We start from the raw sequence: 22,174 nt of genomic DNA on the forward strand, positions 1-22,174 counted from the left end.
GTTGAGAGAGCGGTAGAATTTTCGCCCTGAAGATAGCGCTTTGCTATGGTGACTTTTGTATTGCGACTGTATTTGGACATGAAAAACCCCCAAAGTTGGTGTCCAACATTTGGGGGTCACTTCATTTCAATCCGGTTTTTTTATGCGCTTAGTTTGGTGGCTTACTTGGCGACAATCTGGCTCATGACTTCGCACAGACGGGCGTTTTCAATGTCATTACCGATGGTAATGCGCAGGAACTGGTCGATGCGCGGCAGTTTGAAGTGGCGCACAATAATCGCGTTTTCACGCAGCGCTTGCGCGAGTTGTGCCGCATCGTGCTCAGGGTGGCGTGCAAAGATGAAGTTGGCCGCAGATGGCAGCACTTCGAAGCCCAAAGAGGTGAGGTGGCTGACCAGATTTTCGCGGGTGGCGATAATCTTGCCACAGGTTTGCTGGAAATAGACTTCGTCTTCAAAGGCAGCGATGGCGGCCGGAATCGCCAAACGGTCCAACGGGTAGGAGTTGAAGCTGTTTTTGACGCGTTCCAACGCTTCGATCAGATGCGCCTGCCCCAGCGCAAAGCCGACGCGGATACCGGCCAATGAGCGCGATTTGGAGAGGGTTTGCACGACTAACAGATTGGCGTATTGGTTGATCAATTTGGCGGCACTCTCCCCGCCGAAGTCGATATAGGCTTCATCGACCACCACCACCGCATGTGGGTGCATTTGCAACAGTTTTTCCACCGCGGCTAACGGCAGCACTCGGCCGGTCGGCGCGTTAGGATTGGGGAAGATAATCCCGCCGCAGGTTTGTTTGTAATCGTTAACGTCGATTTCAAAGGCGTCGTTCAGCGGAATCTGGCGGTAATCGATTTCGTAAAGACCGCAGTACACCGGATAGAAACTGTAGGAAATATCAGGGAACAGCAGTGGCGCATCGTGCTTGAGCAGTGCCTGGAAGGCGTGCGCCAAGACTTCGTCGGAACCGTTGCCGACAAACACCTGATTGGCGTCAAGCGCGTGGTAGTTGGCAATCGCCTGTTTCAAGGCTTCGGCATTGGGATCGGGGTAGAGCTTCAAAGAGTCATTATTGGCCGCCGCAATCGCCGCCAACACTTTTGGCGAGGGGCCGTATGGGTTCTCGTTGGTGTTGAGTTTGACCAGATTGCTGACCTTCGGCTGCTCGCCGGGCACATAAGGGGTGAGTTTGTGAACGATCGGGCTCCAAAACTGACTCATAGCGTGATCCACTGTAAATTAGATGAAATGAGCTGTATTTTAACCCAAGCCGGGCGGGAAGGTTTAAATCTATAGAGTCGCTTGCGATAAAATAATCCATCAAGGAATGGGCCTGACCCGGCCTGTTGAGATTTTTTAAACGGATTGAAGGAACACTATGCAGCAGGAAACCATCAACTGGATTGACGTGGCGATAGGGGTGCTGCGCAAGCAGGATAAGATCTGTTTGACGCAGCGTCAGGCGCATCAGCACCTGGCGGATTTCTGGGAATTTCCCGGCGGTAAGATCGAAGCGGGTGAAAGCGTTGAAGCCGCTTTAGAGCGCGAGTTCAAAGAGGAAATCGGCGTTCAAACCGCCGCCTGGAAGCCGGTCATGGTGGTGCCTTGGCGTTATGAAAAGGTCGCGGTGCGGCTGCATGTTTATGAAACCGCGCAGTTTGAGGGTGAAGCCCACGGCAAAGAGGGACAGGCGTTGTTGTGGTGTGCAGTGGACGATCTGGCGAAGGTGAACTTTCCCGAAGCCAATCGCGGCATCGTTCAAGCCTTGTTATTGCCGGATATTTACATGAGCGTCGGTGATTTTATTGACCACGAAGATGCCTTGGCCCGTTTTGAAAAAGCCTTGCAGGATGGCGTGCGTCTGGCGCAGTTAAAGGCCAAAGGCATGGATGATGCCGCTTTTGAAACGCTGGCCAACGACATGGCGGAACTGGCCCATCTGCACGGCGCCAAGCTGTTGTTGAATGCCGAACCGGCGTGGCTGGAACGGGTGCCGTTGGCGGCGGGGATCCAGTTGTCTTCCAAGCAGGCGGGGGCCTATGCAAGGCGTCCGATTTCCGATGACAAGCTGTTGGCGGTATCGGTGCATGATCTGTCGCAGGCACAGGCGGCGTTGCAGTTGCAGGCGGATTTTTTGACGTTATCCCCCATCAAGGCCACGGCGGCGCATCCCGATTTGCAGGCACTGGGTTGGGACGGTATGGCGGAGATGATTACGCAACTGCCGGTGCCGGTCTATGCGTTGGGCGGCATGAAAATGAGTGATAAGGAAGAGGCTAAAGCGCACGGCGCACAGGGTGTGGCGCTGACCAAAGGGGCTTGGCCGGAATCGGTTTAAACGCGTTTGTTTGCGTCAAAAAAACTCAACAGGCCGGGTAGCAAGCTGTTTACCCGGCCTGTTGAGTTTTTAAAAGGCGGATTTGTGCGTTTTAAGCGGCGTTGTCAAACATAAACCATTCGGGCAAATGTTCGCTAAGTTGCTGCTGCAGCGCCTGTTGATCGCCGTTGTTGTCAATAATACGGTCGGCCCAGTGCAGGCGTTGTTGACGGCTGGCCTGTTGTTGGATGATGGCTTGAATCTGTGCGGCTGTCTGGCCGTCGCGTTGGCTGGCGCGCGTCAGTTGCGTGGCTTCGTCACAATCCACCACCCAGATTTCGTCTAGATAGTCGGGTTTTTCGCCTTGCAGTGTTTCCACCAAAAGCGGGATGGCCACGACAATCGCGGCGATAGGTTCACCTTGTTGCCAACGCTGTTGGCAGGTTTCAATCTCTGCCAGCATGGTTTGGCGTATCAATGGATGCAAAATGGCTTCCAGGCGCTGTTTTTGGGTTGGATCGGCAAAGATCGTGGCGCGCAGCTTGGCGCGGTCGAGTTCACCTTGCTCGGTCAAATAGTCTTGGCCGAATTCGGCGATGACTTGACGTAATCCCTCGCTATGCGGTTGCACCACTTCACGGGCAATCTGGTCGGTATCGATAATCGCCGCATGGTGCTCGGCCAAGAGGCCGCAAACGGTACTTTTGCCGCTGCCGATGCCGCCGGTCAAACCGATGACTTTAAGCCTCTTCATGGGCTTGAAGGGATGGCGGCGTGAAGTCGGGCGCGGGTTTGCCCAGCAGATAACCCTGCACATGGGTGGCGCCTGCCAGACGGGCCTGTTCGAGCATGTGGCTGTCTTCGATCCCTTCCATGACCAGATCGAATCCGGCTTGGATAATCATATCCGCCGTCGCCATAATGATCTGCTGGGTTTTGCTGTCGGAGCCCAGGGCGCGGCTCATCGACATATCGAATTTAATGATATCAACCGGCATGCTGGCCAGATAGCGGATTGACGAGTAACCGCTGCCGAAGTCGTCCAGCGCGATTTTGAAGCCTTGCTGGCGCAGTTTGTTGAGCACTTTTTGGGCGTATTCGATATGGTCGATGAGCACGTTTTCGGTAATTTCGATAACCACTTTATAGCGTTGCAATAGCGGCAGGAAGGGCTCGAACAGCGAAACCAGGTTGGGCTGCAGCAGCGTTTTGCCGGAGAGGTTGATGGACAGCCCGCTGCGTTCGGGCAGCTGTCCTTTTTTTAGTACCTCGAGTGCGGCGAGTATGACCTGCTGGTCGATCTCGACTTCCAAGCGGCGGCGTTCGATGACCTTGAAGATTTCGTAAGGCTGAATGAGACCTTCTTCGCCTTCAATGCGCAGCAGGGCTTCGTAGTAGAAGGTTGGGTTGCTCAGCGACACGATAGGCTGAAAATGCAGCTGAATGTGTTTGCCGGTATGGGCGCTGGAAACCACGCGGTTGATGACTTTGTTGGAAACCAGGGCGCTGGCTTCGGTTTCGAGCATGAGGTTGTAAGTCTGAATCTTGCTGGTATGCGACTGTTTGGCCTTGTACATCGCAATGTCGGCCTGGCGGGGCAGGTTGGTCAGAAAGTCTTCCTTCTGGGTGGCAAGACTGCTGATGCCGATGCTGAAGGTCATTTTTTCCTTAATGCCGATGCTCTGGAACGGATAGTCGTTCAATGCCACCAGGCACTTCTCGGCGATTTCCAGAATCTCTTTTTCGGTGCGGTGTTGGATAATCACGGCAAATTCATCGCCGCCGATGCGATAGGCCGGACTTTCCAGCGGCAGTGCCTGCTGGATGACCTTGGCGGAGATGCGGATGACTTCGTCGCCGATTTCATGGCCGTAGGTATCGTTGAGCGCCTTGAAGAAGTCGCAGTCAAATAGCATGAAGGCGGTGGCAATCGGGTGCTTATGATAGTTTTGGATGACTTCGTTCCAGGCCTCGTCGAACGCGCGTCGATTGTAGATATTGGTTAAAGGGTCACGCCGCGCCTGTTCCCAGACAATCAGGTTCTGCTGGTCGAGCTGTGTCTGGGTCTGTTGCAGGTTGTGATGAAATTCGAACAGCGTTTCTTTAAATTCTTCCAGCTCCTTAAGCCAGAAGGTTTCGGCGGGAGGACGCTGTTCGCTGTTGGGATTGGCTTTAAGAGCGTGCAGGTAGTTCGAGAGCGTAATCAGCGGCGAGCGCATCAGCTTGTTCAGCAGCAGCATGACCAGGCCGGCCACCAACGCCAGGGTGACGATGAGTTCGAGAATAAATTTCTGGATCAGCTCCCACAAATAGAAGTTGACTGGATTGTCCACCGCTTTGAACTGGATATGGTCGATGACCGCTTCGGTTGACAGTGATGGGCTAGGTTCAAAGATCAGCGAGCTTTTATCCAGATAAAAAAACTGGTTCTGTTTGAGCAGGGCTTGTTTGATATCCAGCGCGAGACCGACGTATCCCAGAAGTTCCTGGTTGTCGCGTTGGTAAATCGGATGAAACACCACCACATAGGGCAAGTCGTTGCGGGAAAACTTCAGACTGGCCTTGGGGAGGGTGTCGATGTGCTCCGGCAGCAGACTGTCGAGATCGCTTTGCGGCGAGGCCGGCGCCAGCAGGCTTCCCTTGCGGTTATAAAGCTCGATCTCTTGGTAGTAGGGTTGGAAATAGGCGCTCTCTTTGAAGCGTTCGTCGTGCCAGAAGAAGTAATAACTCGGGTTGTGCAGCTGCTGGTGGACTTCGTCCCAGTCGGCCAGGGTCTGCAGCTGCTCGTAGGTGGTGTTCAGCGTGTGATTGAGCGCTTTAAAGAGTTCCTGCTGGGCCTCTTTGTGGGTCTGCTGCAGCATGGAAGCCTGCAATGCCTTGCCCTCTTTATAAAAGGACCAGATCATCAGCGATAGTAGCAGGGTTCCAATAGTTAAAAACGAGACAAAATAGAAGTGGCTTGGCTGTGTGAGTTTTAATGTATATTTTGTTTTCACAAAGTGCCCGGAATGAGGTTATTTAAAGTGTTGGCCAAGAATTTTAATCAGTTGTTCTTGTAGGTCAAATTCATATTCGCTGGAGAAGAAGTGGTTGGCGCCTTCCACTACGATCAGGTGGGTAGGGGTGTTTTTTAACTCGTCCAACCAGTCCAATCCCACATCTAGGTGGCGCTTGTCGGCACTTCCCATAAGAGTATAAGAGGGAATGGTTAAATTGGAAAGCTGTTTGAGGATATAGGCGCGATCCAGCTTCTGGTAGGAGAGGAAGCTCTCCGGGGTGGCGTAATAGTCTTTTTTGCAGAAAAGAAAACTGTATTTATGGGGGGCGAGTTTGTTCTCTTTGATGGCTTGTGTCGCATAAGCGATATCTGACGACTGTGTCCCCAATTCAGGGCCATTCAGATAGAACAGGCTCGTGAAAATGGCTAATTTGATCGCCGGATCCTGTTGTTGTTCCAGATAGGCCAGAAGTTCCTGGCTACCGCTGGAGTGGCCGACAAGCACGATATCCTGATAACCTTTCTGTTTAAGCCAGGCGATCCAGGCTTCAATCTCGTTGATGTCGTCCTGCAAGGTGTGGGTGTGGATGGAATTGCACTTAACCGATTGTTTGCGCAGGTTGATGTTCAAAGTCAGTGTCGGGCTGAGCGTGGTGTAGCCGCCTTCTTGCATGGCGTTGGCCATGGATTTGACGGTATGGAACTGATTGGTGGTCAGAAAACCATGCAGAATAAGCACGGCGGGTTTGTTTGCCTCGCCCTTGAAAAATTCGGCCTCGGCTTTCAGGTCATGGCCGGGAATCGTGTGGGTGACGACCTGTGCAAACGCGGAAACGGAGAGCGACGCAAGTAAAACGGCAATCCGTTGGAGGGTTCTGAGAAAATTTATCTGTTGAGACATGCGTTGCCTTTTTACTGCGAATTCTAAGGTTGGGTAAAGATTAGCAGAACTTCCAATACAGGTAAACAGCTTAGGAAATAGTATTCCTTTTTAAGGTCAATTACTTATTTTATGGCGTTCCATGTTGGTTATGGTGATTCTAGGGCGATAAATGGATGTCTGCGTCATTGCCTAAGCTGATCCATGTTCAAAACACAGGTTTTGATACAATGGTGTCAATCATTGGATATTTAGATCCGTCAGCAAGGTAAGGAATAAATCGATGTGCGGAATTTGTGGAGAAATTTACTGGGATGGCCAATTGGCGAGCGAATCGCGCCTGAAGCCGATGTTGAGCGAACTGGAACGCCGCGGGCCGGATGATGGCGGCACCTGGGTGCAGGATCATGTAGGCTTGGGGCATCGCCGCCTGTCGATTATTGACTTGACAGATGGCGGCCATCAGCCGATGCGTGACCGAGAGCTGAGCTTGGTTTTCAACGGTTGTATCTACAACTATCAGGCGCTCACCGCCGAGCTGCAGGCGCTCGGCCACGAATTCCATTCGCACTCTGACACCGAGGTCATTTTAAAGGCGTACCGTCAATGGGGTATGGAGTGCGTGAGCCGTTTTGAAGGGATGTTTGCGTTTGCAATCTGGGATGATGACACGCACCAGCTGCTGCTGGCCAGAGACCGCATGGGCATCAAGCCGCTCTATTATGCGCCGGTCAAGGGAGGGGTGCGTTTTGCGTCCAATACCCAGGCACTGTTGACGGCGGACGACATCGATACATCGATTGATCCGGTGGGGTTGCATCATCAGTTGACGCTGCACGCCGTGATTCCGGCGCCCTATACGATTCTTAAGGGGATTCGCAAGTTGGAACCCGGGCATTGGATGATCGTCAACCCGGACGGGCAGATCTACAAGAAACGTTTCTGGTTTTTAGAGGCAAAACGACCGCAGGGCGCCGATGCGCCCAAAACTGAGCAGGCCTGGGTGGATGCGGTGCATGAGTCGCTCAAAGAAGCGGTCCACAAGCGTTTGACGGCGGCGGATGTGCCGGTAGGGGTGTTGCTGTCCGGCGGTATCGACTCCAGTCTGATTGTGGGTTTGTTGCATGAAGCCGGCGTTAAAAATATCAAAACCTTTTCCATCGGCTTCGAAGATGCGCCGGAAGAGAAAGGCAGCGAGTTTGAGTTTTCCGACAAGGTGGTGGAGCGTTTCAATACCGATCACAAAAAATACCTGATCTCCAATACCGAGGTGCTGCCGCGCTTGTCTGATGCCGTGGCGGCCATGGCCGAGCCGATGGTGGGGCAGGATGCGGTGGCGTTTTATCTGTTGTCCGAACAGGTCGCTCAGGACGTCAAAGTGGTGATGTCGGGCCAAGGGGCGGACGAAGTGTTTGGCGGTTATTTCTGGTATCCGAAAATGGCATCGGCCGGTGAAGGGATCGATCTGACCAATCCGCAGGCGGCGCTAGCGGCTTTCAGACCTTATTATTTCGACCGCTCGCATCAGGAGTGGCTGGACGTCATCAATCCGCAATACCATGTGGGGGACGTGACCTCCGATTACATCGGCGACCGGCTGACCGAGCCCGGTGCGGACACCTTTTTGGATCAGGTGTTGCGTCTGGATGTAACCACCCTGATTGTGGATGATCCGGTGAAGCGCGTCGATAACATGACGATGGCCTGGGGGCTGGAAGCGCGCGTGCCGTTTTTGGATCATAAGCTGGTGGAACTGGTCATGTCGGCGCCGCCGGAGTTGAAACTGAAAGAGAACGGCAAATACCTGCTAAAGCGCATTTCACGAGGCTTGATTCCCGATGCGGTGATCGACCGTCCCAAGGTGGCCTTTCCGATGCCGGCATTGAAGTATGTGCGCGGTGAGTTCTACGATTTCATGAAAAAAGTGCTGACCAGCCCGCAGGCCCAGGCACGCGGCATCTTTAATGAAGCCGCGTTGCAGAGACTGTTGGACAATCCTGAGGCCCCTGAGGCATTTACGGCCATTCAGGGCAGCAAGTTGTGGCACGCCGCTTTATTGGAATATTGGTTGCAGATGCATGTGGATAAGACATTGTAATAAGCATTGCTAATTCCATATAAGTCGAATCTATATTGGGCTGTATTTTTAGAGTATAACCTAGTAAAATAGTATGAAATTACACAACCGTTTAATGGGCTTTGCAGAAGGAGTCACCATGTCAGAAGCTTTGGAAAAAGAAACACTCGCGCGCATCCACGATCAGGTCACGAATAATCCGGTGGTACTGTATATGAAAGGCACCCCGCAGATGCCGTCATGCGGTTTTTCGAGCCGTGCCGCGCAGGCATTGATGGAAACCGGCGAAAAATTTGCATTTGTGAATGTCTTGGCCGATCCGGCGATTTTTGAATATTTGCCGAAATATCAGGATTGGCCGACTTTCCCGCAGCTATACATCGGCGGCGAACTGCAAGGCGGCTGTGATATTACGCTGGAACTGGCGGCAGCGGGAGATTTGAAAGAGATGATGGCAAAAGCGAATGCCGCTGCGCAAGGTTGATTGATTTCGCCTGATTGATTTCGGTTCTCTAAAAATAAACGCCCCGTGTGACAAACCACACGGGGCGTTTTTTTATGCCGCAAAAAAACTCAACAGGCCGGGTTCAGTCGACTTCCCGATAAAGCGGCCATTGGTTGACAATTTCACAAAACAGGTCTGCGGTCTTTTCGGTGTCATACACCGCGGAGTGGGCCTGTGCATTGTCCCACGCCATACCGGCTTTTTCGGCGGCTTTGGCCAGCACCGTTTGACCGTAGGCAAGTCCGGCAAGTGAGACTGTATCGAAGGTGCTGAATTCGTGAAACGGTGATTTCAGTTGGCAGCGTTCGGCGGCTTTTTTGACAAAGCCCAGATCAAAGAAGGCATTATGACCGACCAAAATCGCACGCGTACAACCTGTCTCCTTGAGTTGTTGCTGAATGGGGGCAAACAGATACTGCAACGCCAGCTTTTCGCTCACGGCCCCGCGAAAAGGATGATAAGGGTCATCTATACCGATGAATTTGAGAGCGGAGGGGTCAAGGTTGGCGCCTTCAAACGGCAGAATGTTTTTGGCGAAGGTCGCGTCGCGTAATAGATCGCCGTTATGGTCCATCTTGAGTGTGACCACGGCCATTTCGATGAGGGCATCGGTGTCGGCGTTGAAGCCCGCGGTTTCAACATCGACCACCACCGGCAGAAAGCCGCGAAAGCGCTCTTTAATATGGGTAATTCGTGACATGGGCTGCTTTAGCTGCTTTGGCAGCATTAAAGAGTGGAGTTAGAAAGCACCATTATAAAGGCTTAATGAGTACTTTGGAGTTACGTTGATAATTATAGAGTTGCTGTTTCTTTTCAGGCAGTGCGTTCACCGCGCTCAAAGCAAAACCGTGTTCGATAAACCAGTGGTGCGTATGGGTCGTCAATAAGAATAACTTGTTGATGACGGTGTGTTTGGCTTTGGCCTCAATCGCGTTGAGCAGCTCTTCGCCGAGTTCCTGGCCCTGATATTGCGGATGCACCGCCAGACAGGCGAGCTCGCCAAAACCGTTTTCATGCTGATAAAGTGCCGCGCAGCCGATAATGAGGTGATCGCGTTCGAGCACGATGAAGTTTTCGATTTCCAGTTCCAGCAACTCGCGCGAACGCTTGACCAACACGCCTTGCTGTTCAAGCGGGGCGATCAGGTCGAGTATGCCGCCGACATCCTCGATGCTAGCCTGGCGAACCTGGTGATAGCGGTCGCTGAATACCAGAGTGCCGACGCCGTCGCGGGTAAAGAGTTCGAGCAGAATGGCGCTGGGATCCTGTTTATCCATTAAATGGATGCGGCGCACCTTTTCACTGGCTTTGCGAACCTGTTTCAGTAGGTGTTCCTGTTCGGCATTTTGCGGTGATTGCATCAGCTGATGGAGTTCCGGCACACTGAGTTGTTTCGGCAGGCCGGCCATCTCTTCCGGCGTGGTGAAAATCATCAGCTTGTCCGCCTGGAGGGCGGAAGCCACTTCGCAGGCCTGTTCCAGTGTATTGAGATTGAAAATCTCACCCGTCAGTGAATAGGCTAATGGGGTCAGCAGGGTGATCTGGCCGGCATTGAGGTTGGCGGAAATGGCCTGATGATTGATTTTTCTTAATTTGCCGGTATGTTGGTAGTCAACGCCGTCAATGACCCCTTTTGGCTGCGCGATGACCCAGTTGCCGGAGGTGATCGTCAGCGGGGTGGGTTGCATGCAGTTGGCCTGGCTGAAACTGGCTTCGACCTGACTGCGCACGCTGCCGATGGTTTGCTGAAAAACCGGTAGCAGTTCGCTGCTGGTGATACGGAAATGGCGGTGGGTTTGCCAGTTTAAGCCGGCATCTTGCAGCGCATCGTTGATTTGCGGGGTGGCTCCCATCACCAACACTATTTTCAGGCCCAGATTGTGTAACAGTCCGACATCCTGTGCCAACTGTTTGCGGCTCTCCGCGGTGATGAGCAGTTCGCCAGGCAGGTAGATAACACAGGTTTTCTCGCGGTGTTGTTCTATGTAACGAGACGATTGTCTAAGACTATTGATGAATTCGAGTTCAGATTTCTGCATGGCCTGTCACGTGTCAGTAATGGCGGATTGATGAAAAAACCGCGCCGATTGAGTCATATCCTAGGTATCTTAAAGTCAGATATGCGAAAATAATGCCAAATAGTTTTAAGAGTATAACAGCCCCGCAGTGATTGTGAAATCATTGCTCAGCTTTAAGGAGTTTGAAATGCCGCAATACCGTTCAAGAACCAGTACCCACGGCCGTAACATGGCCGGTGCCCGTGCTCTGTGGCGTGCCACAGGAATGGAAACTCAGGATTTTGGCAAGCCGATTATTGCTATTGCCAACTCATTCACACAATTCGTACCGGGGCATGTGCACCTCAAGGACATGGGGCAGTTGGTCGCACGCGTGATCGAACAGCACGGTGGTGTCGCCAAAGAGTTCAATACCATTGCCGTGGATGACGGTATCGCGATGGGACATGATGGTATGTTGTACTCGTTGCCATCACGCGACCTGATTGCGGATTCGGTGGAGTATATGTGTAACGCGCACTGTGCAGATGCGCTGGTGTGTATCTCCAACTGCGACAAGATTACGCCGGGCATGATGATGGCGGCGATGCGTCTGAATATTCCGACCATCTTTGTCACCGGCGGTCCGATGGAATCGGGCAAGACCGTGTTGGGTGGCGAAGGTATCAAGCTGGATCTGGTGGATGCGATGGTCATGGCCGCCGACAGCCACTGTTCGGACAGTGATGTCGAAGAGGTCGAACGCTCGGCCTGCCCAACTTGCGGTTCTTGCTCGGGGATGTTTACCGCCAACTCGATGAACTGTCTGGCGGAAGCCTTGGGTATTGCCTTGCCAGGTAACGGTACGACGCTGGCCACGCACGCCGATCGCAAGCATTTGTTTGAGGAAGCCGGACGCCGTATTGTTGAAATCACCAAGCAATATTATGAGCAGGATGACGATTCCGTTCTGCCACGTTCGATTGCTACGCTTGAAGCCTTTGAAAACGCAATGTCTTTGGATGTGGCCATGGGCGGTTCGACCAATACCATTTTGCATCTGTTGGCGATTGCACGTGAAGCGGAAGTGAACTTTACGATGGCGGATATCGATCATATCTCTCGCCGCGTTCCCTGTTTGTCAAAAGTGGCACCGAACTCCAAGATTTATCATATGGAAGACGTGCATCGCGCCGGCGGCATTATGCGCATTCTGGGTGAGCTAGAGCGCGGTGATCTGCTGCATACCGATGTGGGTACGGTGCATGCCTCGACTATGGGGGCGGCACTGGAGTTGTGGGATATCCGCAGAACCGATAATCCGGCCGTGGAAAAATTCTTTAAGGCGGCTCCGGGTAATGTTCGTACCACAGTAGCCTTCAGCCAGGACAAGCGCTGGAAGGAGCTTGACAAGGATGAGGTAAACGGTTGTATTCGCAGCGTTGAGCACGCCTATACCAAAGACGGCGGTTTGGCGGTATTGTACGGCAATATCGCTCAGGATGGCTGTGTCGTTAAAACGGCGGGTGTAGACGAGGAAATCTTCAAATTTACCGGTAAGGCGCGTATTTACGAAAGCCAGGATGCAGCGGTTGCGGGCATTCTGGGGGATGAAGTCCAGGCCGGTGAAGTCGTTATTATTCGTTATGAAGGACCGAAGGGTGGCCCGGGGATGCAGGAAATGCTTTATCCGACGAGCTATCTAAAGTCGAAAGGCTTGGGCAAGGAATGTGCATTGTTAACCGATGGGCGCTTCTCTGGCGGGACTTCAGGACTGTCGATCGGTCACGTGTCACCTGAGGCGGCCGAAGGTGGCAATATTGGTTTGGTGGAAAATGGCGATATCATTGAGATCGATATTCCGAATCGTACAATTAATGTAAGATTGAGCGATGAAGAGTTGGCTGAGCGCCGGTTGGCAATGAAGGCGAAAGGGCGCGATGCCTGGAAGCCGAGTGCGCCAAGAACACGTAAGGTTTCTGCCGCTTTGAGAGCCTATGCGGCCATGGCGACTAGCGCTGCGTTTGGCGCTGTGCGTGATGTAGATCAAATTGAACGCAATAAATAAGTGGAGTAGGGAATGTTTGCAGATCGCTTAACCCAAGAACAGCGTCAGGTTGTGTTTGACTTGGCGGCCTATATTGCGGCAGCCGACAATGATGTATCCGAGGAAGAAGTTCAGTATCTGAAAGACTTTAGCGATGCCTATGGTATTCAATATGATCTTAATAAGGCTAATATTAATATTAGCGAGTCGATTCAGAAGTTGGATAGCAAGCAGTCCAGAGTGATTACCTTGCAGGAGATTATTAAAATCTCCTATAAAGATGGTCACTTTGGTAAAGAAGAGCAGGACAAGGTATTTATGATCGCCCAAAAGATGGGATTGAATGATCCTGAGCTGCTCATGCGCATTGAAAATTGGGTTCGTCAGGGATTCGATTGGATTTACGAAGGCGAAGAGATGCTGAAGTACTGAAGCCTTCACAAGTTCTTGTTATAAGCCGGCATTAGCCGGTTTTTTTATAGCTAGAATCTGTGTAGCGCGCCGTTGGTTATGGCCGGATTTAAAGATACAGGCAGGTAGAAAGTTCAGACAATAAAAAACCCAGCAGAGTGCTGGGTTCTTAAGGCGAAGCCGTGAGGATTACTCGCGGTAGCCTGGACCATTGATTTCTAAACCATTAGAAATGTAAGCTTCAAAGAACTCTAGGTTTTTAAACTCTTCGCTCTGAGCTTTGAATGGTGTAGCACGCATGTTTTTCATACATCCCACGTAACGGTTGTGAAGCGTGCTCAGGAACTGGTTGCCCGCACGGTATACCGGGAAGTGAGTAGTGTGACCTACGCTCGGAGACAAGATGTTCGAACGAGCCAAACGCCCTGAGTTGTAAGTGTGACACTTAGCACAAGACAGGTTTAGCTGACCACGAGGCGTCAAATAGATTTCACGGCCTTTGTTATAGGCTGCTTTTGCGCCTTCGCTGTCAATCTTGACGTTAATCTGTTGACCGCGTGCTTGATAAGCTAGATAACCGCTTACGTTGGCAAGATCACCTTTTTCCCACTTGTACTCTTTCAGACCATTGTCGGTACGGCACTTGTTGATAGCACCTTCAAGAGTCACAACTGTATTGGCAGCGTTGTCAAAGTAGGGGTATTTTGCACGGATTTGTGTAACGTCGGAGCCGAAGCATTTTTCGTAAACAGCTTTATCTTTGTTCCAAGCTGCTTCACCTGCATCGACTGCATCAGTGTATGGAGGGAATTCTTCGATGGCTTCCCATTGAGCCTTTTTGTCTGCTGAATAAATGTACGCGCCATCTTTGTAGTCAGCAACATCAACTTTTGGCAATTTAGCCTTGAAATAGTCGACTTGCTGTGCGCGGTCTGTTTCAGGGTCTACGTTAGCTGCCATAGTAGTTGTGGCAGTAACCGATACACCCAATGATAAGGCGATTAGTAACGCTTTTTTCATTCCAATCCTCCGTCCGAGAGCTCTGTTTATTTCTTTTATTATTTTATTTGGCAAGCTGTGTATGCCTGCTAGTTAGCAGGCATACCACTTAGTAAATTACACTTTCAGTGTTTCTTCACCAGTGTCACCAGTGTTGTCAGTCAAAGAGATTTTAACTTCGTCACCGCTGTTAGCGTTTAGCATGATTGCCATGTATGGGTTAGCAGAAACTGCACCAGACCAGTCAGAGTTAACTGCTTCTACACCGTTAACAGTTACTTTAACGTTGTTGATGAACTTAGCTGGGTATGGTTTACCAGTTTTTTTGTTCATACGCACGCCAGATTCCATCTCGTGCTTGATTAGCGCTTTAACTTCTGCAACGCCACCTTTTGCTTTACCACGCATTCTGATATTGATAGCCATGTTTTATCCTTTTACTAATTCTTCAGTGTCTATATAAACTTAGTGATAGTTTACGAGTGGGGATTAACCGCCACAACCACCGATAGTTACTTTAACTTCTTGTTCTGCTTTGAATAGTTTTCCGCCAGCTTTAACGATAGCGATAACATTCATAGTCTCACCCATTTTGATACGAGTAGAAACATAACCTTGAGCAGCAGCGCCGAAGTTGTAAGTACAAACTAGAGGCATTGGGTTTTTGCTAGCCATGATAGCGATAGATTCAACACCGCTCATTGAAGTAGCGTCAACAGTAACAGGAGTTACAGCACCGTTTTCAGCGATAGCTGGCGCTTTCAGTTTGATGTCGCCAGAAGCAGCGGCAGCAGCTGAACCGTATACGCTGTTTAGCGCGTCATCAGTTGTTTTAGCTGCGAATGCTTTAGCATTCCAGTCAGCCAGAACAGTGCTTGGTGTTAGTAGACCAGCATTAACTGCTACAGCAGCTGCGCCAGTTGCAAGGGTACCTTTAAGGAAAGATCTACGTTTCATAAGGTTTTAAACTCCCGGTTAAGGTTTTGATCAATAAAAATTACAGAGTGTAGATGTAATCAACAATTTTGCTGATCTCATCATCCGTAAGGATTCCATGTTGTCCAAATGGAGGCATCATGCTGTTTGGTACAGTCTGAGTTTCAGGTGTGCCCCAAACTTTGTTGAATAGCTTTTGCTTGTCAGGGTAGCGAAGCTTCATTGCAATCAATGCAGGTCCGATATTCCCTGGCATAGCCCCGTCACCCGTCATGTGGCAAGCCAAGCAATTGCCTTTTGAACGGTCAAAAGCCAATTTCTTGCCTTGTTCAACGGGTGTCAAAGTTTTTGCGGCATCTGCAGCGTTTGCAGCTACAGGCGTCATTACAACAGATGTAAGTGCTAAAGCAGTCAACAACTTCTTCATGCTAGAATTCAACATTCTTCTCCTCCTAAAGAGTTTTATTACGTTCCCGTTTATATAGTTTGGTATTCGGGTTTCTTATAGTTTTTGAACAAAATTTGCTCTTGGAGACTTAGCTTACCCAGTAAAAATCGAAACGCAAGTTTTTTGCTCGAAATTCCCATAGTATTATTTAATAAAAACTTAATAAATTCTTATGGCGCGTTTCTCAGTTTTCTTCTTTATGCTTCTCTTTCAACAGGTTGGCGTTATTTAGTTTAAACGCGGCTATTTTCTGTTTGAGTTTTTCGTCTGTTGGCGGCATTTCGTTTTCCGCGTTTTTGAGATAAATCTGCGTACGCTTGAGGTTGCCGATATTGAAGTAGGCTTGTGCTTCGGCAAGGTAGGCGTGCGCTGTCTTATGGTGATTTTGATAGAGCATGGCTAATAATTTGTATGGGTCGTATTGGTATTTGAGAGTGGGTATTCTGGACTCCAGTACGCTGATGGCCTTGTCGGTGTCGCCTGTCTTTTCCAGCAGTTTTGCATACTCCATGATTACCGCGCTGTCTTGTGGAAACAGTTCGAGTGTCAATTCGGCTTGCTTTTGGGGGTTGAATTCCGGCTGGTTGGTTTGCAGGTTGGCTAATGCTAACAATCGGGTTTGGAATAGACGCTGCGTCGGGTTGTTTTTGATGGCTTGTTGTAAGCAATCAAAGATTGGCGCTGAGTTATCTGCCGTAATGTTCAGAGTGTCTGTCCGTTGTAAACTCTTCCAGTAGCACGTCTGCGTTTCGCTTAGTGTTGCCGGCAGGGTGGGATCCTCGTGCTTGCTGATGGCTTTAAGCTTCAGTTTAATCAGGTTGAGGCTTTCTTCATCGGCCTTGAATATCAGAGGCGGGAAACTATAGGCCCTGTTTTTAGCCTCTGCTAAACGGTGCTCTGTGACGGGATGGGTTAAGAGGATTTCAAGCGGTTTGAATTCATTGTTGCGGTACTCCTGCGCCAAACGCCCAAAAAAGTCGCCCATTGCAAACGGGTTGTAACCGCTCTTGTAGAGGTAGGCGATGCCGGTAAAATCGGCTTCTGATTCGTGGGCGCGTGAGAATTTCAGTTGTTGTTGCATGGAAGCCCCCATGCTTCCCATGAGTACCGCCATGCCGGCTTCGGCGTTCTGTGATCCGACCAGTATCGCGGCAATAAATGAGGCAAGGCTCGCCAGGTTGCTGCCGGATTGCGCTTCATAGCGTCGTGATAGATGATTCTGGGTCACGTGGGCGATTTCGTGGGCGATGACCGAGGCCAGTTCGTCTTCGCTGCGTACGGCTCGGATGAGTCCGGTATGGATGCCTATCACGCCGTCGGGTCCTGCGAAGGCGTTGATCGACGGCTCGTCGATGACGTAAAACGCGAAGTGTCGATTTTCCCCTGTGTGTTGGACGATTTTGTGCCCTATTCGACGAATGTAATTGTTAATGTCGGCATCCGAGACGATTTGATATTCTTCATGCAGTGCTGCCGTGAAGGCGCGTCCAAGTTCGGCCTCTTTTTCGGGGGTATATTCGACTAAGTCGCTGGAGCCAAGATTTGGCAGCGTTTCCGCTTTTACGGGGGGCGTGCATAACAGGCAGGCTAACATCAGACCTGTGGTCAACCAAAAAGGGTAGGTGAGTGTCGAGAAGTTCATCAGGTGTCTGTCGTTTGATTGAGGGAAAAATAAACTCAGCAGGCCGGGTAGCGCGGGCTTGGGCGATATTTCTGTTTATTATAGGGTTAAAGTGCAATCTATGGGTTATGTGATAATATAAATCCAGACTTTAGTCACTTTCATTTTTATTGGATGGAATCAAGATGGAATGCTTGGATTTAACCGGATTGGCCTGTCCAATGCCGCTGATTAAATTAAAAAAATATTTGGCTGAAACAGCCGGTCAGAGCCGGCCTTTTCTCGTGTCGGTTTCTGATAGAGGGGCGTTGAAGGATATTCCCGCTTTTTGCCTTCAAAAAGGGCTGGCATGTCAGCTTGTCAGCGATAATGTCCCCATTCAATTCCAAATTCATGGATGATTTTATGCATACACAGCCCCATTCCGATAGTTTGCCCGCACAGTTCAGCATCATCCACTCCAAAGGTACCTTGGATTGGGCCTATGCCACGTTTATTCTGGCAAGCAGTGCGGCAGTGATGGACAAAAGGGTTGAGCTGTTTTTCAGTTTTTATGGTCTGCAGTGTTTGTTAAAGGATACGCGCGGCTTAAAAGTGTCCCCTCTGGGGCGCCCCGACATGATTATCCGCAGTCCGCACGGTCCGGACTGGTTTAAGCGCATTGATTGGAATCGGGCGTTGCCGGGCATGGTGTGGACCTTGCCGGGGATGGCGACACTGGTAACGCATGGCTTTAAAAAGCAGATGGCCAGGCAGGGGCAGATGCCGATAGCCGAATTGCGCGCACTTTGCCTTGAATTGGGGGTCAAGATGACGGCATGTCAAATGACCGTCGACCTGTTCGGTTTTGAAGCGGATGATTTTATCGACGGCATCGAATTTGCCGGAGCGCCCACCTATTTTGTGCATACGCCTGAAAATCAGAGCCTGTTTATTTAAAAGGCGCAGACCGCTTGTGGTTGATGCGTCTGTGTCAGCGTTGCTACGATTTGAATATAGTTATTGATTAAATTTAGAGAGAAAAATGTCTTACAAACCCCTTACTAAAGCAGTGCTTCCGGTTGCCGGACTGGGCACGCGTTTTTTACCGGCCACCAAAGCCATCCCCAAAGAGATGTTGACCGTCGTCGACAAGCCATTGATTCAATATATTGTGCATGAAGCGGCTGAGGCGGGCATTACCGATATTATTTTGGTGACTCATTCCAGCAAGGGCGCCATCGAAAACCATTTTGACAAGCACTATGAGCTGGAAACCGAATTGGCGCTGCGCGGCAAGCAGGAACGTCTGCTGCCGTTACGGGAAATCACTCCGGAAGGGGTTCGCTTAGTGAGCGTGCGTCAGCCGGAAGCCTTGGGTTTGGGGCATGCCATTTTGTGCGCCTCGCCGGTGATCGCCGAAGATGAGCCTTTTGCGGTACTGTTGCCGGATGTATTGATGCACCATCCGCAGAAAGGTTGTCTGGCACAAATGGTCGATACCTATCAGAAATTGCACACCAGTGTGGTGGCGCTGGAGGAGGTGCCGGACGACCAGGTTGAAAAGTATGGTATCGCCGAAGTGCAGGGGCCGGACTTGCGTATTACGCGATTGGTTGAAAAGCCCAAGGTCAACGAGGCGCCGTCCAATTTGTCCGTAGTGGGGCGTTATATTTTTACGCCGCGCTTGATGAGCTTGTTGAAGCATACCCAACCGGGGGCCGGCGGCGAGATTCAACTCACCGATGCCATGGATGCGTTATTGCAGGAAGAGGTGATGTTCGGGTTTGAGTTCAAAGGCGGTAAAAGCTACGATTGCGGCGACAAGCACGGTTATTTGCAGGCCAATGTTGAATATGCGTTGCGCGACGCCAAACTCGGCGATACATTTAGAGAATATCTGATGTCACTTGACTTGCAGGCGCGTTGATATTGCCGGATGAGATGAGTGGTTCAACGATAAATCAGGACAGTTGAAGTCAAAGAGGGGGATGAATGGGGGTGCAACATAGTCAAGCGTGGATGGCTTTGCAGAAACATTGCCAGGACGGAGCGGGGCAGCAGCATTTAAAAACGTTGTTTGCCGATGCGCATCGTGCGGAACACTTCTCCATTGAGTTGGACGAATTGTTTTTGGATTACTCCAAGAATCGCATTACCGAGGAAACCCTCTCTTTATTAATAGCCCTGGCTGAACAGCAAGCGTTGCCGGATTGGATCAGCCGTCTGCTGACCGGCGATGTGGTTAATGATACGGAAGCGCGCCCGGCGCTGCATACCGCCGCGCGGGCAGAAGGTGAGGATGTGCAGGGTGTGGCGGCCGAGGTGCAGGCCGATATCGAGTTGCAGCTGCAGAAAATGGCCAAAATCGTCGACAAGATCCGCTCCGGCCACTGGCGCGGCTTCAGCGGTAAGCCGATTACCGATGTCGTCAACATCGGTGTCGGTGGGTCTGATCTGGGGCCTTTGATGGTCACCCATGCTTTGCAGACGATTGAGTCGCCGGTGAATTTGCACTTCATCTCGTCGATTGACGGCACGCAGACATCCAATCTATTGAACCATCTCAATCAGGAAACCACCCTTTTTATTCTCGCCTCCAAATCGTTTACGACGATTGATACCCTTTCCAATGCGGAAACTGCAAAGGATTGGTTGGAAGAGAAGATTGCAGATTCGCAAACCCTGTTGTCCCAACATTTTCTGGGGGTCTCGACCCGTCCTGATTTAATGAGCGAATGGGGGCTTCCGGAGGATAATCAGCTGTTGTTTTGGGATTGGATAGGCGGGCGCTATTCCATGTGGTCGACGATTGGTATGCCGATTGCGCTGAAAGTGGGAATGGACGGATTCAGGGAGATGTTGCAGGGCGCACATCTGCTGGATAAGCATTTCGGCTCGGCCCCTATGTCGCAGAATATACCGGTTTTAATGGGATTGATCGATATCTGGAATATCAACTTTCTGGATATTCAGGCCAAGGCCATTTTGCCGTATGACGCCCGTTTGAAGTATTTGCCGGCGTATTTTGAGCAGCTGGTCATGGAGAGCAACGGGAAGTCGGTCAATCGCGCCGGTGAGCGGGTAGGCTACAAAACCTGCCCGATTCTGTGGGGCGAGGTAGGGCCGAACGCGCAGCATGCGTTTTATCAGCTACTGCATCAGGGTACCCAGTCTGTCATGTGCGATTTTATCGCGCCCGTCGAACGTGATGATTTCAAGACGGATGCCGGTACGGAAAAAGATCACAGCTTGCGTTATCAGCATCAACTGGCTATGGCCAATTGTTTTGCCCAGTCACGCGTGTTGATGTTGGGAGATGCCGCCATTCCCGAGTCGATCAAGGCCAAGTTCGATTCACCTTTCAAACATTATCCCGGCAATCAGCCTTCCAATACGATTTTGTTAAAAACCATTTCACCCAAAACCTTGGGAATGTTGGTGGCGCTGTATGAGCATAAGACTTTTGTGGAAGCGGTCATCTGGGAGATCAATCCGTTTGACCAGTGGGGGGTGGAGCTTGGCAAGCTGATCGCCAAAGAAACCCATGCAGCCATTAAAGATGTTGCTTTATCCGAGGCCTTTGATTCATCCACCCAAAACCTGATTAAGAGGATTGCAAAATGAAAGTATCGGTATTTGGTTGCGAATTGAGCGGTCTGGTGACGGCCGGCGCCCTGGCTCAAACCGGTAATCAGGTGCTGGCCTTGCCGATAGGCGTGGTCAAGGTGGACGATTTGAAGCGCGGGGTTCTGCCGCGCAATGAACCGGGATTGGACGGTTTGTTGCAATCGCAGGTCGAAGAAGGGCGTTTGCAGTTTGAGGGGGATTGGAAAAAAGGCGTCGCGCATGGCGAAGTGCTGATTCTGAGTATGCCGTCCTGGCGCCTGGAGCGTGCCGAAGAGGTCATCAAAACCATTGGCGAACAGGCCAGAGGGGATGTGCTGGTGGTCAATCAAAGCTCATTTCCGATCGGCACCGCGGACCGTTTCGAGGCGCAAATCAAGCTGGCGTTTGCGCAGCGCGGTTTGGTCGCTAAAGTGGCGGTCGTGGCCATGCCGGAATTTATCAGTGAGGGTTCGGCCATCAGCGACTTCGTCAAGCCGGATCGCATTATTTTGGGAAGTCATGATCCGCAAGCGATTCAGCAGGTGCGTGATCTGATGCGTCCGTTCAACCGTGTCATCGATCAATTTAAAGTCATGAGTACGCGTGCCGCCGAATACACCAAGTACGCAGTCAACGCGCTTTTGGCAACGCGAATCAGCTTGATTAACGAACTGGCCAATAATGCCGAGCATTTCAATATCGACATGGAAGAGGTGCGCCAGGGGTTGGGCTCTGATCATCGTATCGGATTTAACTACCTCTACCCGGGCTGCGGTTTTGGCGGGCCGAGCTTTGCTGCCGATGTCAAAAACCTGGTCGGTACCTTACAGAGCAAGGGTTATGATGCCGATCTGCTGAAAGCAGTGCTCAGCAATAACGAAATCCAGAAAGAGGTGCTGTTTCGCAAGGCGTGGCGCTTTTTTGATACGCGCTTGAAAGGGCGTAAAATCGCGGTCTGGGGTCTGTCTTTCAAACCCAATACCTCCACGGTCGAAAATGCACCCAGTTTGAAGACCATCGAGGCGTTTGTCGAACAAGGCGCCATTGTGAAAGCCTATGACCCCAAAGCCATGAAAGACTTTGCCGCCCATTGGCATCATCCAGAAGGCTTGGAGCTGGTAAACGATATGTATGAGGCGTTGCAAGACGTGGATGCCTTGCTGATTATGACCGAGTGGAAAGCGTTCTGGAATCCGGATTTTAAACGCATGAAGCAGCTGATGCGCAAGCCGGTGATTTTTGACGGGCGCAATATCTATGAACCGGATCGCGTTATGGAACGCGGTTTCCGCTACTTCGGTGTCGGGCGCGGTGAGATTGTCTGAGCGGTTTGATTCGCTAATAAAGC

Annotated in this window: 21 protein-coding genes; 10 read left to right on the top strand and 11 right to left on the bottom strand. The window is 51.0% G+C overall.

Annotated elements, in window-relative coordinates; translation table 11 throughout:
* Positions 1-161 precede the first annotated feature (161 nt).
* Complete coding sequence (gene hisC / locus HZ297_RS08950) at positions 162-1,223, bottom strand: histidinol-phosphate transaminase (protein ID WP_178862944.1); 1,062 nt, start codon at positions 1,221-1,223, stop codon at positions 162-164.
* A 157-nt stretch (positions 1,224-1,380) separates the two neighbouring features.
* Here hisC and HZ297_RS08955 point away from each other — a divergent pair, with 157 nt between their 5' ends.
* Positions 1,381-2,340 carry a Nudix family hydrolase gene (locus HZ297_RS08955; protein ID WP_178862946.1) on the top strand — a complete coding sequence of 320 codons (960 nt, stop codon included), beginning with the start codon at positions 1,381-1,383 and terminating at the stop codon, positions 2,338-2,340.
* 91 nt (positions 2,341-2,431) lie between these two features.
* Here HZ297_RS08955 and coaE read toward each other — a convergent pair whose 3' ends face one another.
* The 3 genes from coaE to HZ297_RS08970 form a co-directional block, all read right to left on the bottom strand.
* Positions 2,432-3,073 (bottom strand): dephospho-CoA kinase, encoded by a 642-nt coding sequence (coaE, locus tag HZ297_RS08960; RefSeq protein WP_178862948.1) that lies wholly within the window; start codon positions 3,071-3,073, stop codon positions 2,432-2,434.
* Positions 3,060-5,225, bottom strand: coding sequence for a bifunctional diguanylate cyclase/phosphodiesterase (locus tag HZ297_RS08965; protein ID WP_178862950.1), 2,166 nt, complete (start codon positions 5,223-5,225; stop codon positions 3,060-3,062). Before HZ297_RS08965 ends, coaE begins: the two co-directional genes overlap by 14 nt.
* 108 nt (positions 5,226-5,333) lie before the next feature.
* On the bottom strand, positions 5,334-6,218 hold the full coding sequence (locus HZ297_RS08970) for an alpha/beta hydrolase (RefSeq protein ID WP_178862952.1): 885 nt from the start codon (positions 6,216-6,218) through the stop codon (positions 5,334-5,336).
* A 262-nt stretch (positions 6,219-6,480) separates the two neighbouring features.
* On the opposite strand from HZ297_RS08970, the gene HZ297_RS08975 reads away from it, so the two are divergent.
* Together HZ297_RS08975 and grxD are read left to right on the top strand one after the other, a co-directional pair.
* A complete protein-coding gene (locus HZ297_RS08975) occupies positions 6,481-8,295 on the top strand; it encodes an N-acetylglutaminylglutamine amidotransferase (RefSeq protein ID WP_178862954.1) in 1,815 nt (604 codons plus the stop codon).
* Between the two features lie 118 nt (positions 8,296-8,413).
* Positions 8,414-8,758 (top strand): Grx4 family monothiol glutaredoxin, encoded by a 345-nt coding sequence (gene grxD / locus HZ297_RS08980; RefSeq protein WP_178862956.1) that lies wholly within the window; start codon positions 8,414-8,416, stop codon positions 8,756-8,758.
* Between the two features lie 103 nt (positions 8,759-8,861).
* Here the strand turns inward: grxD and rnt are convergent, their stop codons facing one another.
* Positions 8,862-9,479 carry a ribonuclease T gene (rnt, locus tag HZ297_RS08985; protein WP_178862958.1) on the bottom strand — a complete coding sequence of 206 codons (618 nt, stop codon included), beginning with the start codon at positions 9,477-9,479 and terminating at the stop codon, positions 8,862-8,864.
* A 52-nt stretch (positions 9,480-9,531) separates the two neighbouring features.
* Positions 9,532-10,818 (bottom strand): amino-acid N-acetyltransferase, encoded by a 1,287-nt coding sequence (gene argA, locus HZ297_RS08990; protein ID WP_178862959.1) that lies wholly within the window; start codon positions 10,816-10,818, stop codon positions 9,532-9,534.
* A 166-nt stretch (positions 10,819-10,984) separates the two neighbouring features.
* Between argA and ilvD the strand changes: the two genes are divergently transcribed.
* A complete protein-coding gene (gene ilvD / locus HZ297_RS08995; RefSeq protein ID WP_178863109.1) occupies positions 10,985-12,844 on the top strand; it encodes a dihydroxy-acid dehydratase in 1,860 nt (619 codons plus the stop codon).
* A gap of 12 nt (positions 12,845-12,856) precedes the next feature.
* Positions 12,857-13,255, top strand: a complete 399-nt coding sequence (locus tag HZ297_RS09000; protein WP_178862961.1) for a tellurite resistance TerB family protein — start codon at positions 12,857-12,859, stop codon at positions 13,253-13,255.
* Positions 13,256-13,423: 168 nt separating this feature from the next.
* Here the strand turns inward: HZ297_RS09000 and soxA are convergent, their stop codons facing one another.
* The 5 genes from soxA to HZ297_RS09025 all read right to left on the bottom strand — a co-directional run bounded on the left by soxA (position 13,424) and on the right by HZ297_RS09025 (position 17,259).
* Positions 13,424-14,254 (bottom strand): sulfur oxidation c-type cytochrome SoxA, encoded by an 831-nt coding sequence (soxA, locus tag HZ297_RS09005; RefSeq protein WP_178862963.1) that lies wholly within the window; start codon positions 14,252-14,254, stop codon positions 13,424-13,426.
* Between the two features lie 96 nt (positions 14,255-14,350).
* The gene (soxZ, locus tag HZ297_RS09010; RefSeq protein ID WP_178862965.1) at positions 14,351-14,659 is read right to left on the bottom strand and encodes a thiosulfate oxidation carrier complex protein SoxZ; all 309 of its coding nucleotides are present in this window, start codon (positions 14,657-14,659) and stop codon (positions 14,351-14,353) included.
* 63 nt (positions 14,660-14,722) lie between these two features.
* Complete coding sequence (gene soxY / locus HZ297_RS09015; protein WP_178862967.1) at positions 14,723-15,190, bottom strand: thiosulfate oxidation carrier protein SoxY; 468 nt, start codon at positions 15,188-15,190, stop codon at positions 14,723-14,725.
* Between the two features lie 40 nt (positions 15,191-15,230).
* The gene (gene soxX / locus HZ297_RS09020; RefSeq protein ID WP_178862969.1) at positions 15,231-15,611 is read right to left on the bottom strand and encodes a sulfur oxidation c-type cytochrome SoxX; all 381 of its coding nucleotides are present in this window, start codon (positions 15,609-15,611) and stop codon (positions 15,231-15,233) included.
* Positions 15,612-15,801: 190 nt separating this feature from the next.
* A complete protein-coding gene (locus HZ297_RS09025) occupies positions 15,802-17,259 on the bottom strand; it encodes a beta-barrel assembly-enhancing protease (RefSeq protein ID WP_178862971.1) in 1,458 nt (485 codons plus the stop codon).
* A gap of 164 nt (positions 17,260-17,423) precedes the next feature.
* On the opposite strand from HZ297_RS09025, the gene HZ297_RS09030 reads away from it, so the two are divergent.
* From HZ297_RS09030 to HZ297_RS09050, 5 genes are all read left to right on the top strand, one after another.
* Positions 17,424-17,639 (top strand): sulfurtransferase TusA family protein, encoded by a 216-nt coding sequence (locus HZ297_RS09030; protein WP_178862973.1) that lies wholly within the window; start codon positions 17,424-17,426, stop codon positions 17,637-17,639.
* A 4-nt stretch (positions 17,640-17,643) separates the two neighbouring features.
* Positions 17,644-18,177 (top strand): DsrE/DsrF/DrsH-like family protein, encoded by a 534-nt coding sequence (locus tag HZ297_RS09035; RefSeq protein ID WP_178862975.1) that lies wholly within the window; start codon positions 17,644-17,646, stop codon positions 18,175-18,177.
* Positions 18,178-18,262: 85 nt separating this feature from the next.
* Positions 18,263-19,147 (top strand): UTP--glucose-1-phosphate uridylyltransferase GalU, encoded by an 885-nt coding sequence (galU, locus tag HZ297_RS09040; RefSeq protein WP_178862977.1) that lies wholly within the window; start codon positions 18,263-18,265, stop codon positions 19,145-19,147.
* Between the two features lie 65 nt (positions 19,148-19,212).
* Positions 19,213-20,844: a glucose-6-phosphate isomerase gene (gene pgi / locus HZ297_RS09045; protein WP_178862979.1), complete on the top strand. Its 1,632-nt coding sequence runs from the start codon at positions 19,213-19,215 to the stop codon at positions 20,842-20,844.
* Complete coding sequence (locus tag HZ297_RS09050) at positions 20,841-22,151, top strand: UDP-glucose dehydrogenase family protein (RefSeq protein ID WP_178862980.1); 1,311 nt, start codon at positions 20,841-20,843, stop codon at positions 22,149-22,151. Before pgi ends, HZ297_RS09050 begins: the two co-directional genes overlap by 4 nt.
* Positions 22,152-22,174 lie beyond the last annotated feature (23 nt).

The sequence above is a fragment of the Thiomicrorhabdus cannonii genome, assembly GCF_013391695.1.
Classification (GTDB): domain Bacteria; phylum Pseudomonadota; class Gammaproteobacteria; order Thiomicrospirales; family Thiomicrospiraceae; genus Thiomicrorhabdus; species Thiomicrorhabdus cannonii.

Excerpts from the sequence above, each read along its gene's own strand:
- argA (WP_178862959.1), bottom strand. The coding sequence starts at position 10,818 with ATGCAGAAATCTGAACTCGAATTCATCAATAGTCTTAGACAATCGTCT.
- galU (WP_178862977.1), top strand. The coding sequence starts at position 18,263 with ATGTCTTACAAACCCCTTACTAAAGCAGTGCTTCCGGTTGCCGGACTG.
- soxX (WP_178862969.1), bottom strand. The coding sequence starts at position 15,611 with ATGTTGAATTCTAGCATGAAGAAGTTGTTGACTGCTTTAGCACTTACA.
- soxZ (WP_178862965.1), bottom strand. The coding sequence starts at position 14,659 with ATGGCTATCAATATCAGAATGCGTGGTAAAGCAAAAGGTGGCGTTGCA.
- hisC (WP_178862944.1), bottom strand. The coding sequence starts at position 1,223 with ATGAGTCAGTTTTGGAGCCCGATCGTTCACAAACTCACCCCTTATGTG.
- rnt (WP_178862958.1), bottom strand. The coding sequence starts at position 9,479 with ATGTCACGAATTACCCATATTAAAGAGCGCTTTCGCGGCTTTCTGCCG.
- HZ297_RS09030 (WP_178862973.1), top strand. The coding sequence starts at position 17,424 with ATGGAATGCTTGGATTTAACCGGATTGGCCTGTCCAATGCCGCTGATT.
- HZ297_RS09000 (WP_178862961.1), top strand. The coding sequence starts at position 12,857 with ATGTTTGCAGATCGCTTAACCCAAGAACAGCGTCAGGTTGTGTTTGAC.
- soxY (WP_178862967.1), bottom strand. The coding sequence starts at position 15,190 with ATGAAACGTAGATCTTTCCTTAAAGGTACCCTTGCAACTGGCGCAGCT.
- HZ297_RS08965 (WP_178862950.1), bottom strand. The coding sequence starts at position 5,225 with ATGATCTGGTCCTTTTATAAAGAGGGCAAGGCATTGCAGGCTTCCATG.
- HZ297_RS09035 (WP_178862975.1), top strand. The coding sequence starts at position 17,644 with ATGCATACACAGCCCCATTCCGATAGTTTGCCCGCACAGTTCAGCATC.
- coaE (WP_178862948.1), bottom strand. The coding sequence starts at position 3,073 with ATGAAGAGGCTTAAAGTCATCGGTTTGACCGGCGGCATCGGCAGCGGC.
- HZ297_RS09050 (WP_178862980.1), top strand. The coding sequence starts at position 20,841 with ATGAAAGTATCGGTATTTGGTTGCGAATTGAGCGGTCTGGTGACGGCC.
- HZ297_RS08970 (WP_178862952.1), bottom strand. The coding sequence starts at position 6,218 with ATGTCTCAACAGATAAATTTTCTCAGAACCCTCCAACGGATTGCCGTT.
- pgi (WP_178862979.1), top strand. The coding sequence starts at position 19,213 with ATGGGGGTGCAACATAGTCAAGCGTGGATGGCTTTGCAGAAACATTGC.
- HZ297_RS08955 (WP_178862946.1), top strand. The coding sequence starts at position 1,381 with ATGCAGCAGGAAACCATCAACTGGATTGACGTGGCGATAGGGGTGCTG.
- HZ297_RS09025 (WP_178862971.1), bottom strand. The coding sequence starts at position 17,259 with ATGAACTTCTCGACACTCACCTACCCTTTTTGGTTGACCACAGGTCTG.
- grxD (WP_178862956.1), top strand. The coding sequence starts at position 8,414 with ATGTCAGAAGCTTTGGAAAAAGAAACACTCGCGCGCATCCACGATCAG.
- soxA (WP_178862963.1), bottom strand. The coding sequence starts at position 14,254 with ATGAAAAAAGCGTTACTAATCGCCTTATCATTGGGTGTATCGGTTACT.
- HZ297_RS08975 (WP_178862954.1), top strand. The coding sequence starts at position 6,481 with ATGTGCGGAATTTGTGGAGAAATTTACTGGGATGGCCAATTGGCGAGC.
- ilvD (WP_178863109.1), top strand. The coding sequence starts at position 10,985 with ATGCCGCAATACCGTTCAAGAACCAGTACCCACGGCCGTAACATGGCC.